Consider the following 13,652-nt stretch of genomic DNA (forward strand, 5'->3'; position numbering starts at 1 on the left):
TGACCAGTATCCCACTATCGCACGGTTTCGGCATCATCTATCCGATAATTCCTGCGCCAGGCGCCAAGATAGCCAAACCCAAGCGCCAGGGCCATACCCAACCCCATGCCCGCAATACCGCCTGCGGCACCAAGAACGATAGTTTTCGGCGGCCAGCTTCGGCCGATCGGCGGGATAGCGGTCGATATGATCCGGATATTGGTTGCGTCGAGCTGCTGCCGCTGGCTCGTCTCGGAACTGCGCGTCAGGAACGTATTATAGATCGCCACTTTCGCGGTCATATCGCGCTCCAGATCGGAGAGCTGTACCTGCGCGTCATTGTCGAGCGCAACCGCGGAGCGCGCCGAAGCGGCCTGAGCGTTGAGCGCGGCCACCACGGCGTTGGCCTGGTCCAGATCGACCTTCGCGGCCTGCAGAATACGCGCCCGCTCCTGAACGATCTGCTGCTCAAGACCGGCAAGCTGGCGTTCCGTATTGATGAGTTCGGGATAGCGCGGGCCATAAGTCATGGCGAGCGCATCATATCGTTGCTTCAGCGATGCATACTGGCCGCGCAGATTGGTCATGGTCGGCGATTGCAGGGTGCTCGCCGGACTGATCGCATTGCCCGTATCCCTTGTCAGTTCTTCGTAACGTGTGCGCGCATCGGCCACCCGCGCCTTCGCATCGACAAGCTTGGCGTTGATCTGCGTCATGGACTGCGTGCTGACGAGTTCTCCTCCCGCTATTTGCAGGCCATGCGCCCTGCGGAAAGCGGCAACCTTTTCTTCCGCCCCGGTCGCGGCCTTCTGCAGCGACGTCAGGCGTTCGGACAAAGCAGCGGCCGCACGGCCTGCCCCGTCGGCGTCGGCCTGTGCGACTTCTTCCTGGAAGGAGTTTGCCAGAGCATCGGCAACTCTCACCGATTTTTCGGGATTGTCCGTCCAGACGGCAATCGTGACCAGATAGGAGCGCTCCGGCCTTGTAACGTTGATGCGCTGCGAAAGCGCCCGGATCGCCGTCAGCGTATCGTCCCGCAAGCCCGCAGGTTTGCTCAATCCCAGCATAGCCCTCAGATCGAAGCTCGGCGGAGGCGGAACGAATTCCTCGTCATTGCTCAGCTTGAGTTCCGTCACGACCCGCCGGAGCACATTGCCGGACGTCAGAACGCGCATCTTGCTTTCGATATCGAGAATCTGGCTGTCTGCCTGCAAGCTTTGCGCATAGACGTCGTTCGGCAGCAATTGCAGCCCGGATGGCGGGACCAGCAGATCCGTATAAGCGGTATATCGCGGTTTCGCCGTCATCCCGTAAGCAAGACCTGTGAGCGCGCCGACGACGGCAAGCGCTGCAATCGAAATCCAGCGGGCGCGTATCCACGCAATCGCCTCGAACAGATCGAGTTCGGGAAGCATCAGGCCCCGGCTCTCCGAAGCCCCCTCACCGGCTTCTAGCCGTTCTTTACGTACACCGCCCGCCTCATGCGTCACCGCATGCAGTCGGTCATCGACGGCCACCGGTGTTTCACTCCCGGCCTCCGTCAACCGTGCTTTCGAAGCGAGATCGCGCAAGGTGTACATTAGTCATCCTTAAAGTTTTCTCGGCAGCGCAACTATGACGCTACTTTCTCCATAGGGCGAAAGACTAAAAAAAATGGTTAATGAAAGGCAATGCCATACAAAGGATTCAATAAATCGCCTATGAAGGGCAATCCACTAATGGTTGTTCACCAAATTGTGGCACGCCTGCTTGGCAGAAGAGGTTTTTCGAGGTTAAGAGAGTGGAGAGGATAATGCACGTCAGCGGAATCTTCTCTTGAGGTTTCGCGTGCGCTACGGACTTTCCCGGAAGTGGGCCGAACATTCGGTATGAAAATTTGAAACGCCATTGGTCGACATTATTATCCTACGCAGCTTCCAGCGGCAGCCTTTTCACGGCAAACATCGCTCAGCTTTTCACCTTTGCGATACTGGCACGATATCTCGGCTCGCATGAGTTCGGCCTGTTCGTCACGGTGATGGCCGTAACCAGCATAGCCACTTTCATTTGCGGACTTGGCGGCGCGGAATGCCTCGTTCGTCGCGTGGCGCAGGACAAGACGATCTATCCGGCGATGCTGGGCCACAACCTCATCCTCATCGCAATCACAGGTGTGATACTCGTTGCAGCGGGGATGTTCATATTGCCTTTCTGGCTGAGCGGTTCTCCCGAATTCGCCAATAGCCATTTGGGGATTTTCCTGCTGCTCGTCACCAATATCGTTCTCGTGCGCCTCATCCTGCTGGCCGAACAGATTTATATCGCGCACACGGATTTCGTTTCGGCCAATCTTTCGGTTGTCGGTTTCGCGGTGGCCCGGACGATCGCCGCGGCAATCGCCTGCCTCGTCTTCGACGTTTCCACCGTGGTTGGATGGGCCTATTGGCAATTCGGCGTCCACGTTCTGGTCGCTATCGTCTACGCCCTGTTTCTGCGTCGGCTCGGAATGCCGCGATATGAGATCGTGCGGGACGAACTGAAACTCGGCGTGATGTTTGCCTCGCAATTCATCTTCAGGGCCGTGCGCCAGAATGCCGACCTTCTGCTGCTGGGCACGCTGATGTCACCAAGCATCGTGGGCAGCTACGGTGTAACCCGCCGCATCATCGACAGCAGCACGTTGACCGTGGAAGCGATGAACCGCCTCGTCTATCCGCATCTGGCGCGCGCCAGCGCAAACGGCATTCATCATGCGTTGCCGATCACCCTGCGACTTCTGGGGGCAGCTTTCGCGATCGGCGTTCTAACCTCGCTTGCCGTGTTCGTCATCGCACCTTATCTGCCCTATCTCTTCGGCCAGGAATACGACACGCTGGTTTCCTTCTGCCGCACACTGTGCTGGATCACGATCTTCGTTGCCTTGTGGTCGATAGCCGTCGACCTTCTGGGGGCTGCAAGCCAGCATAGCTACCGTACGGCTGTTCTCAACACGGGAAATCTTCTCGGCGCGCCATTTCTGGCGCTGGCGACATGGTACGCGCCGATCACGGGCACTTTCGCAGCCATCTACGTCATCGAAATCGGAATCGTACTCGCATCATGGAGCTGTGTCGTCTATCTTGTCCGGCGAAGCCGGGACGCAGAGGCAAACAAGGGCGGCTTGAAACAAACTGGCTCGAAAAAGCTCGATGGTCGCAAGGACTTATCCGAAACGCGATGAATTCCACTCATTGAGCTTTGGCTCTAACCGGCGAGCTTGCGTTCCAGAAGGAAAAAGGTCGTTGGGCCATTGGAGCCTGCGCCGTTATCCAGCCGGAATTTGACCGCCCCCGCACCGGCGGCAATCTTTTCATGAACCCTGCCGTCCAGCCCGACCGGCGACAGCGTCCAGGATACGGCCTGCCCTGCCAGACTGACATCGATGCGATTGCGTAGCAGTGTGACCGGCAATTGCCCCCAGTCTTCGACAATCGTTTCTGCATCGTCGCGGAAACGCATATCGGTATTGCGTGCATCGCTGGCAAAGATGATGAGCAGTTTTTCGCTTTTATCCAGCGGCCTGCCGTCTATTGCCGAAGCGGCGAACAGCCCGCGTTCCTCCGCATTGCCGATGGTGACGCCGTTCAAGGTCACGCTGTCCCGCAATTGCGCGAAAGCCATGGCTTCCGTCCTTGGCGTGACAAGCTGCATCCGCAGCCTGTTCCGGTCGAGAAGTATCTCGCACGTTGCACTCTCGAACAGTCCCTGCGAGGCATCCGTAAGATTTTCACCGGACAGCAGCCGCGCCTGTTTCAGACGAAGCAGGATATTATCCAGCGAGGCGTTCCGGTACGCTATGGCGACCTCTTTCTGGAGCCCTTCCGGCCGTTTCGGTTGAGCATCCGCGAGGCCTATTCTTCCGACAAGCGCGAGGGGTTTAAGCCGCGCGGGCTCACGCGCCTCAAGCGAGTCGCCAAGGCTTTTTTCGCCCTGCATCATGAACGGCACCGTGAAGGGCGCCTCTTTCACGTCGCCCCGGCGAAACAGGAGCGACATCAGTGTTTCACCCGCTCTGGCCACGGGGTCTTCGGCAAAAGTATAGGGAACGATACGCTGACGAAACGGCGTTGCTTCGTCGAAAGCCAGCGTCAACGGTCCCTGGCCGTGGCGGCAGATACCGTCCCAGCCCTGCAAGGCAGCGTAGGCCGGAAACAGCAATCCGGCTTCGTAACGATAACGATTCCAGAAAAGGTGCTCATATTCCGTCACGAAAAACGGACGGCCGATCCAGCGACCGGCAGCAATTTCGCTTACATAGGCAGCGGCATCTGCGATCGAACTGCCGTCCTTGATCTCGGTTCCGGGAGCAAGGGTTCCGATCCAGTCGTGATAGGTATTGGCAACCACCGCCTGTTGCGGTTGCCGCGAAAGGGCAGTCTGCGTTGTGAACCAGTTGTTGTACGGCGCCACCAGCCCGCGATAACCGAGGCCGCGCAGCGCATTCTCCATCCGCCGGGCAAGCGAACGTTCCTTTTCCACGGCGAAAGCCTGGAAATCATGAAGCCGTTTGCCTCCGCCATGACGGCTGGAGGGCAGGTCGATGGTCTGCCGCTCCAGGCTTTCTCCCGATGCCAGTCCGCCCCATGCGCGCGAAAGGGCGGCCGTGTCCGCATAGCGTTCTTTCAGGAACGCGTTGAAAGCGGGACGAAAACCGGGCCAGAACGTCTGCCCGTCTGCGTGCTCATGCACGAAGCTCGTAAATTCGATACTGTTCTCGTTAAAGGGAATAATCAGGGCAAGCGCCGGGTCCTGCAACGGAGCCAGACCCGTGTAGGGATTGACCGTAGCGTAGACCACTTTTTGGAAGCGCAGCCAATGCTCGAAGGCTTCATCCTCCACATAGGCGCGACGCTTGAGATTGCCCGTTGGTCCCCAGCGATCGGTTTCCGCACCGCCCAATGCCCCGCTTTCGGAAGTCAGCCCGTCTATAACCCAATAGATCCCCTCCCGTTTCAGCGCCGCCATCAGGTAGCGCATACGGTCCAGCGCTTCAGGGCGGAAATCGAAGTCGCCTCCCTGCCTGATCATCAGATCGGCATCGACAAAATGGAACCGCGCTATGTTGTAGCCATTGAGGCGAAGCTGCCTGACATATCGGTCGATGAAGGCATGGTCGACGATCCCGGCCGACGGCGGTCCCCAGGCGATAGCCGCACATTGCAGCCGCATCGCCTTTTCCGGCGCATCCGCCCGGGCAAAACGCCCGGCTGGATTTGCAATCAGACGGCTTTGTTCGCCAATCGGCGGATTGGGCAGAAAGCCCGAAAAATCCAGCGGACTCCCGGCTGAAATCTCAAGATTGTTTTCAGTGACCGGAAGCCATTCCTCCGCCTCGGCCACTGATCCGGCAAGGCTGACGATCGAAGCAAGAAGGGCCAGTCGCAGCTTTTTCATCAGGGTTCTCTTATGACCCTGCTTTCGATCCAGTCCGTTGGCTTGCGGCGAGACTGGAAGAAACCCAGCGGCAGAGCCGCAGCATGGAATATCCAGGCCACCACCGCATAAACACCGAGTTCGACGCTACGCGAGCGGATCGACATGGCCACGAACGGGAGTGCTGCAAGAATCGCTGCCGTGCCGATAGCCAGCGGCCAGCCGGGCAGGAAAACAAGTGCGGCGATAATCGCCAGCCACCAGAGATATACCGCGCCCCACAGCCGCAACTCCGGCAGTTCCCTCAAAAGACTATTCTGATGCGGCTGCCCGATGGCTGCTCGCAGCACCTCGCCCGTGCCCCGCAGATATTTGCTTTTCCATCGCCGCGCCAGAAGCTTATAGGCATTCATGGCATATCCGAAATGCTGCACGAACGGGCGATCGAGACGATGAAGTTTCCAGCCATGGCTACGCAGGCGTACACCGGCGTCGAACTCCTCATGGCCATGGAGATTGCGATCCGAAAAATATCCGGCCTGCTCGATGGCGCTGCGCCTGTAAAGCCCACCGCCATTCATGCGATCAATATCGCCGGTGCGCGCTTCCGGCGAATGACGTCTGGCGCGCCGCTGAAACTCCAGGCTTTCCAGAATCTGATCCACGACGTGGCCGGTCACGCCGCCAGTATCGGGATGCCTGTCGAGATATTCGAGCGCAACCGGCAGAAAATCCGGTTCGAGGATCATGTCGCCGTCGATCAGGCAGACGAATGGCTGTGTCGAATACTGGAATCCGAGTTGGGGGCCGAGACCGCAGCTTGCCTGCGCGGGAGATTCGATCTGCACCACCCTGACCGGATAGGAGCTTGCGACTTCTATCGTGCGGTCTGTCGAGCCGCTGTCGGCGACAATCACCTCGACCTTGCCGCCCGGCAAGGCTTTCAGCGAACTCTCAATGGCCGCAGCGATGCGCTTTTCTTCATTCAATGTCTTGATGATAATCGAAACAGCCATTCGCGCCCACCCGAGAGGAAATACCCGGTCCGCAACTTGTCGAGTCAGGAACCGGTAGCCAGCATTTCATAGTTCCCTTTGGTTTCAAATCCACTAAACAGTGCAACCATAATAAGAGATTCGGTGCCATGCGTCCGAAGGGTCTTCGATGTTGATCGACGGTTTTCAAATTCAGGTGCATACCAGCACCAGACAATTATCGGACGATTGGCCGGAAGCCGACGACAGGACGGGCTGTGCGTTATTCGTTTTCCAATCCAGAACGTTCCTGCAGGCATGGGAGGCCAGCTACGGGCGAAAACGCAATGTCCGGCTATGCCTTGTCGAAGTTCGACGGCAAGATGGCGACCCGGTTATTTTCCTGCCGCTTTATCTCAGCAGGCATTATGGCGCGCGCGTTCTTTCCTTCATTGACGGCGGCGTGGTTGATTACGGCGCTCCCGTCATTTTCCCGGCGGCCGCGCAGCTTTCGCACATTACCATAACGGCTATCCTCGAGCGGGTTCTGTCTGCGGTCCCGCCGCATGACATCGTGGCATTCACCAAACTTCCAGAACGGGTGGAGACCTGCCCCAATCCATTGTGGCCGTTCACGAACCGGTCGTCCGTGGCCTCGGCCCATGCGATTTCCCTGACGCGCCCGCTCGATGAAATCGAGGCGTCCATACAAAGCATCCGCAATATCAGAAAGCGTGACCGCGCGTTGCAGCGGATGGGAGAACTCCGCTTTTTCCTTCCTGAAGCGGAACGAAAAGCCGTTCTCACAACCATGCTGCGCCAGAAGCAGCGGCGTTTTGAGGAAACCATGGTTCCCGGCTTCGATGCGCACCCGGAAAAGCAGCGCTTTTTCGAAGAAGCGACAGAGCGTCTGGTGAGAAGGGGAGCGCTCCATTTCTCCGCGTTGGCGCTGGACGGCACCATACTGGCTACGATGTGGAGCCTTGTCCGCAAGGACCGGTATTGCGCGATGATCACCACTTTCGAGGACGGTGTCTGGAGCAGATATTCGCCCGGCAAGGTGCTTATGCTGCACCTTGTTCGCGCGCTTAAATCAGATGGTTACGCCTGTCTCGATCTGGGCTTCGGCGACGAACCATGGAAGCAGGAACTTTGTGACCGGACAATAGCGCTACGCGATTATATCCGCGTCGTCACGCATCGCGGACGCATGGCCCTGTACCTTGAAAACGGCGTCGCATCCCTGCGCGCTTCGCCGCTTTACAGGAAGCTGCGGCCGCTGAAATGGCGGCTGCTGCGCGGGATTCGGTAAATGCTCATGCGGCGCGCTTCGGCAACCGTACGGTAAAGGTGGACCCTTCCCCGACCTGCGACCGGACGACGAGCCGTCCGCGATGGCGGGCAAGAATGTGTTTGACGATCGCGAGCCCCAGGCCTGTTCCTTTTTGCGCGCGGCTTGTTTCAACGTCGATACGATAGAAGCGTTCCGTCAGGCGCGGGAGATGTTCGGCTGCGATACCCGGCCCGAAATCCTGCACGGAAGCGACGATCTCCGGCGCGCTGCCGCTCTTGTCTTCTTCCAGCTTTACGATGACTTTCTTGCCCGCCTGACCATATTTGCACGCATTCTCCACCAGATTCTGGAAAACCTGTATCAGTTCGTCGCGAGCGCCGGTAATCAGCACGGGGTGGTCCGGCAGGCCGCGCTCGATGGTGAGATCGAGGCCTGCCGCAAGCGGCGTGAGTGTATCGGCGACGTGGTTGAGGACGGCAGTCAGGTCGACGGTTTCATTGACGGCCAGATGCGCGCGCATTTCCAGCCGCGACAGGGACAGAAGATCATCGATGAGGCGGGACATGCGTTCCGCCTGTTTCTGCATGATATCCAGAAAGCGGTCACGCGCCGCCGCATCGTTGCGGGCAGGTCCCTGAAGGGTTTCGATGAAACCGCGAAGCGAAGCAAGCGGCGTGCGCAATTCGTGACTTGCATTGGCAATGAAATCCGACCGCATCCGGTCGATACGGCGCGTTTCGCTCTGGTCGCGGAAGAGCAAAACGAAGAGTTCTGGTGTGCCGTCCCGACCCGGCAGGGCCTTGACCATCGCCCTGAACCAACGATCGATGGGAACACGTTCGAAATAATCGATGCTTCGCGGCTCACCATCGGCAACGACGCCTTGTATGAGGGCGTGCATTTCGGGTGCGCGAAAGCGCAGATAAAGTGCCGTTCCCGCTTCGAGCGATTGGAACGCTTCGAGTGCCGCGACATTGGCGAACAGAACCGTGCCGGTGTGGTCGAACACCACCATCGGATCGGTCAACAGATCGGCCAGCCGTTCACCCGACACCCCAGCCATGTCGTTTGGCACGATATCCTTCACGGGCGCCTCGACAGGTTCGCTACCCGCCACTTCGCTCGCAAGCCACACCGCCCCCAACACAACGACCGCAAGCAGAGCGGCGCTGAACCAGAAGGGGAGATCGAGCGCGAGCACGCAAATCGCAAGAACCATGCTGGCGATGACCACGCCTTTCACGCGGAGAAGCGGTTCGAAAATCGACGCCTCCGGTTGCTGGTCGTTGTTGGTGCGATTGCCAGTATCGCTCATTCCGCTTTCCCTCTGCTGTTGCGTTGCCGACTTTTTCCAGAAATGCTCGGACATGCTTTATTTGGCTTCCAGACAGCCATTATCATGCTTTGATATAAACGAAAGGGAATTGCCGTGGGTGACAGTTCGAAGACAGCTAACAAAAAGAAAGATAAAAAAAGCACTCGGAAAGCCGGTAACAAGCCGATAAAGCTCGATATCGCCGGAAAGACGCGAAAGTTCGACATAGACGATCCGAAGCTGCCCGACTGGATTGACGACAATGCGCTGCAATCCGGCGGCTATCCCTATCCCGAAAAGATGAAGTCGGATGAGTATGAGGAGACGCTCGAACGCCTGCAGGTCGAGCTCGTCAAGCTGCAATACTGGCTCCAGGACACCGGGAGCCGCGTGATCAGCGTTTTCGAAGGGCGCGATGCCGCCGGTAAAGGCGGAACGATCTTCACCATCCGCCAGTTCATGAATCCCAGAACAGCCCGTAACGTGGCTTTGCCGAAACCCACCGAAACCGAACGGGGCCAGTGGTATTTCCAGCGATATGTCGCTCATTTTCCCACGGCGGGGGAATTCGTTACATTCGACCGCTCATGGTATAATCGGGCCGGCGTCGAGCGTGTCATGGATTTCTGCACTCCCGCCCAATTGGAAACCTTTCTTACGGAAACACCCGATTTCGAACGCATGATCGTGACCGATGGCATTCATCTGTTCAAGTTCTGGCTCGATATCGGGCAGGAAATGCAGCTCAAGCGGTTTCACGAACGCCGTCACAGCCTGCTTAAAATGTGGAAGTTCTCGCCAATGGACGTCGCGGGCATTTCGCGCTGGGACGATTATTCCACAGCACTACATGCGATGCTCGAACAAACCGATACCGGCTTCGCGCCATGGACGATCATCCGCTCCAACGACAAGAGACGCGCCAGACTGGCAGCAATCCGGCGCATCCTGCTCTCTCTCGATTATGAGGGACGTGATCTGGAGGCAATCGGTGCGGAAGATCAGTCCATCATCGGTCGCGGTTCTGCCCTTCTTACCTCATCCTCCAGCGAGATATAGAAAAGGCTTGGCTGGTGCGGGGTCTTCTCCCACAGATGGGGCTTGTGCACCAGCTGCCCCAATGCTCTCCACGCAGATATCGAAATCAGCACCCAATAGACAGGGATCGACAGGAAATAGGTATATCCGCCGATTTCGGTCGGCTCCATAGTCCTTGCCCCCAGCAGATAGAAGCTGAGATAGGCCAGCACGATATTGTTCACATCCAGCGCAAGAAGCCAGATACGATAGGACGTCAGCGGCTCGAATGCGGTGCTCACCAGCAATATCAGGAACATGAGCAGCATGAAGGGATGGAGCAGTGCCGATCCGATAATGCCGAGCGTGTATATCTGATTGATCGTGAACCGAAACCAGCCAAGCTGCTGCCACGTGCTGTAGGGCCGGCGTCCGTGCACAAGCCAGGTTTGCATCCAGCCTTTCAGCCAGCGCGTGCGCTGCTTTCGCCAGACATGGTAATCGGCCGGAGCATCCTCTATGGTTCCTCGCGCAATGACGCCGATACGGTATCCGAACCGGGCAAGCCTTACGCCGAGATCGGCATCTTCGGTCACGTTATAGGCGTCCCATCCCCCGACTTCCTCGATGCAGCGACGACGGAAATGATTGGACGTGCCTCCAAGCGGAATGACAAGTCCGTGAGAAGCGAGCCAGGGCAGAAGACCGCGAAACAAGGCCGCATATTCAAACGCAAACATACGGGTCAGAAAATTCTGCCGGAAATTGCCGATGATGAGCGGCGCCTGCACGCAGGCCAGTCCGTCCCCTCCCTCCTCGAAAGTCTGCCATGCTTCGAGCAACTGATCGGGATGCGGCCTGTCTTCGGCGTCGAATACGGCCACGATCTCCCCACGTGCGAATTGCAGCGCGTAGTTCAGCGCCTTCGGCTTCGTGCGAGGTCCGCCCGAAGGAACCAGCACCAGTTCGAAATTCGACGGAAGCTTTTCACGCCGTATCGCTGCCAGCGTATCGAAATCGTCCTTCTCGCAAATCAGTTTGATATCGAGCTTGCTTTTCGGCCAGTTCAGCCGCCCGAGAGCCACTATCAGCTGGCCCACCACATCCTGTTCGCGATAGAGCGGCACGAGAACCGAGTAAACGGGTAGATTCCGCGGCTGACATTGCCTGATTTCGGGAAACTGCAAGCGCTTGCCGCCAACCGCGGCGAACAGCCTTATCAATACGCAGCCGAAGAAAAACAGCGTCAGAAACACATGGATGACCAAAAGCGTCGTTGTCGGCCAGTTGAACATGCTCGCTATGAACGCATAAAGCGTCATCGCTATGAAAAATGCCTGCGGCGTGTCCAGAATGCGCGCAGCCGAAAACCTGTTCGGGGTCATTTCATGTGCCCGCGCTATCAGCTCTTTCTGATGCCTCTGACGCATGATCTGCTTGAGAAAACCCGGCGTGCAGATGCGGATTCGCTTTCTCAGCCTGGGCGAACGCCCGAGGTGATCGAGCAAGGTTTTGATCCGGTTTTCCGTCGGCGCGATATAGAGACAGGTTTCGCCATCGCTGCCAAGGACAGTGATCTGGCCAACATCGATAAAGAGAGACGGCTTTTCTTCGCCGGACACAAAAATACGTGACGGATGGACCTCCTCCGCGAATTCCACCGCCAGAAAATCGGCTATTGCCTGGTAAACAAGCTTTTCCGGCACGCCGCGCTGCTGCACCAGTTCGTCGCAAAAAGATGTTCCGTGAAGCATTGCCGCGCTGTAGGCCTGCAGCAACGCATCGCGAGATACGCCGCGCTTTTCCAGTCTCGCCGATATGGCGCTGCATACGCCAAGATCGAACGCAGTCGATACACTACTCATAGCACCCCCGCACTATTACAATATTAGTAATTTTCATTTTAGGAAGTATTGTGATTACTTATTGACATCTCCCGTGTTTTTTAGATATTTCTTACGGAAGAAGTAACACCTATGGTAATTATTTGTTAACGAAATTCAACCCTGATTTTATCTCTTGTCGGGGCAGCACTACCGCCTCTCATTCGCGCAAAGTCAGGATCAGGCCCTATACTTGATTATGGGAAACAGGGTACAAGCCACCCATGAGACGCTTTTCCTTGAGCCTGCTTCTAGCAATCGCGCCTTTGTGCGGCGCGGCGGACGTGTGCGCCGAAACGGGGCCGGAGGCTCCCTCTTTCTTCAATCAGAAAGAGCGTCTTCCGTTACCCTCCCTACAGGGGATCGCCCGCTTGCGGTTCGTCACGACCGTCGATTTCGCGCCTTTCAGCATACTCGGCCCCCAAGGCCAGCTTTCCGGCTACAATATCGACCTTGCGAAGGCATTGTGTCAGCAACTCGGCATTGACGACATCTGCCAGATCGAAGCCGTTCCCTGGAACGAACTTGAAGAGCGCCTGCTCAGCGAACAGGCGGATGCGATCATTGCCGGCTGGCGTCCGACAGCGGAGAACCGTGAGAAATTTTCATTTTCCCGTTCCTATATGCGGCTTCCGGCGCGTTTCGTTACGACCAATGCCGGAAGCTTCAGGAAAACCGCTGCGGTCGCCACAAAAGGGATGACGGTCGGGGTGCTGGACGGGACAGCACATGCACAGTTGCTCAAGACCTATTTCCCTCAGGCGAGAGCCAAACCCTATCCAGACAGGGCTGTCATGCTGGACGACCTGAAAGCCGGGAAGCTGGGAGCCGTTTTCGATGACGGCATGTCCCTTTCATTGTGGCTGAACGGCCCGGAAGGCAGCACGTGCTGTTCCTTTACCGACGGACCCTATATGGCGCCGCAATATCTCGGTTCCGGATTGAGCATCGCCGTTACCCGGCAGAACGCAACGCTGGTGGCCGCATTCAACAATGCCTTGCAGGCATTGCAGCAAAACGGCGTCCTGACCGAGCTGTATCTGAGATATTTTCCGAACAGTTTTTATTGATCCCGGACAGCACGCGCAAAACGAGATAACGCCCGGGATTTTCCGCGTGCCATTTTGACGCAGAATTCCTTTCGTTCATAACGATATTTCAGATAATTTTGAAAATTCAGATTAAACAGTACTTACTGTATCAAAGTAAAAATATTTCATTTCAAGATGATAAGGATCATTAAAGGCATGAAAATCGCAACAATAAGCGGATCATGAACTTCTTTCGCAGTGCCTTTAGCACAGTTCGAGCGATAAATACATGGATTTAATTTGACTTGAATAAATTACCACCTGGCCAATAATCGAACATAGGGAGAAGGAGGATTTATACAATGTTCGATGGCGTTCCTGCTCAATGGCACAAGGCCCCGGAACAGACAAAGCGCTCGCCTAACGAAGCCGCTTATGTGTTTCTCGGCATCATGCTGGCCGCACTCAGCGTTCCCGCGACATTTCTGGCCTGGGCGCTCATCAAGAGCGTCGCTTCGCTGTTCTAGTGGATTGAATTTGACGTTTGAATCCCGACTGAATGAGATGCTGTTTCAAACGTCAAATTCGAAAAATCCACTAGATACATAAACTCACTAGTGGTCTTTTCGATTCCGGCATTTGCTCAACGCTTGTATCGAGGGGATGCAAATGTCGGAATCAGACCACTAGGTCCTGTCTGCTATACGCAGTCGATGATCTTCGTTCATCGGGACCGGAAGGCTTCCAGCAAAAAGCCCCGCTCGCAGG

Annotated in this window: 10 protein-coding genes; 5 read left to right on the forward strand and 5 right to left on the reverse strand. The window is 56.8% G+C overall.

Features of this window, described 5'->3' with window-relative positions; all coding sequences use genetic code 11:
- Positions 1-14 precede the first annotated feature (14 nt).
- Positions 15-1,559, reverse strand: a complete 1,545-nt coding sequence (locus tag FHS76_RS10905) for a GumC family protein (RefSeq protein ID WP_183652050.1) — start codon at positions 1,557-1,559, stop codon at positions 15-17.
- 296 nt (positions 1,560-1,855) lie between these two features.
- Between FHS76_RS10905 and FHS76_RS10910 the strand changes: the two genes are divergently transcribed.
- Entirely contained in the window at positions 1,856-3,178 is a 1,323-nt protein-coding gene (locus FHS76_RS10910; protein WP_183652053.1) for a lipopolysaccharide biosynthesis protein, read from the forward strand.
- A 23-nt stretch (positions 3,179-3,201) separates the two neighbouring features.
- Here the strand turns inward: FHS76_RS10910 and FHS76_RS10915 are convergent, their stop codons facing one another.
- Entirely contained in the window at positions 3,202-5,391 is a 2,190-nt protein-coding gene (locus FHS76_RS10915; protein WP_183652056.1) for a glycoside hydrolase, read from the reverse strand.
- A complete protein-coding gene (locus tag FHS76_RS10920; protein WP_183652059.1) occupies positions 5,391-6,386 on the reverse strand; it encodes a glycosyltransferase in 996 nt (331 codons plus the stop codon). The genes FHS76_RS10915 and FHS76_RS10920 overlap by 1 nt, the downstream gene beginning before the upstream one ends.
- 148 nt (positions 6,387-6,534) lie before the next feature.
- Here FHS76_RS10920 and FHS76_RS10925 point away from each other — a divergent pair, with 148 nt between their 5' ends.
- On the forward strand, positions 6,535-7,656 hold the full coding sequence (locus FHS76_RS10925; RefSeq protein WP_183652062.1) for a GNAT family N-acetyltransferase: 1,122 nt from the start codon (positions 6,535-6,537) through the stop codon (positions 7,654-7,656).
- Between the two features lie 4 nt (positions 7,657-7,660).
- Here the strand turns inward: FHS76_RS10925 and FHS76_RS10930 are convergent, their stop codons facing one another.
- Positions 7,661-8,953 carry an ATP-binding protein gene (locus tag FHS76_RS10930; protein ID WP_183652065.1) on the reverse strand — a complete coding sequence of 431 codons (1,293 nt, stop codon included), beginning with the start codon at positions 8,951-8,953 and terminating at the stop codon, positions 7,661-7,663.
- A gap of 114 nt (positions 8,954-9,067) precedes the next feature.
- On the opposite strand from FHS76_RS10930, the gene ppk2 reads away from it, so the two are divergent.
- Entirely contained in the window at positions 9,068-10,012 is a 945-nt protein-coding gene (ppk2, locus tag FHS76_RS10935) for a polyphosphate kinase 2 (RefSeq protein ID WP_183652068.1), read from the forward strand.
- On the opposite strand, the gene FHS76_RS10940 is transcribed toward ppk2, so the two are convergent.
- Complete coding sequence (locus FHS76_RS10940; protein WP_183652071.1) at positions 9,955-11,835, reverse strand: glycosyltransferase family 2 protein; 1,881 nt, start codon at positions 11,833-11,835, stop codon at positions 9,955-9,957. The two genes, ppk2 and FHS76_RS10940, sit on opposite strands and share 58 nt — an antisense overlap.
- A gap of 242 nt (positions 11,836-12,077) precedes the next feature.
- Between FHS76_RS10940 and FHS76_RS10945 the strand changes: the two genes are divergently transcribed.
- Positions 12,078-12,923, forward strand: a complete 846-nt coding sequence (locus tag FHS76_RS10945) for a transporter substrate-binding domain-containing protein (protein WP_183652074.1) — start codon at positions 12,078-12,080, stop codon at positions 12,921-12,923.
- Positions 12,924-13,246: 323 nt separating this feature from the next.
- Entirely contained in the window at positions 13,247-13,411 is a 165-nt protein-coding gene (locus tag FHS76_RS10950) for a hypothetical protein (RefSeq protein WP_183652077.1), read from the forward strand.
- Positions 13,412-13,652 lie beyond the last annotated feature (241 nt).

Source organism: Brucella daejeonensis, from assembly GCF_014199265.1.
GTDB classification, from domain to species: Bacteria; Pseudomonadota; Alphaproteobacteria; order Rhizobiales; family Rhizobiaceae; genus Brucella; species Brucella daejeonensis.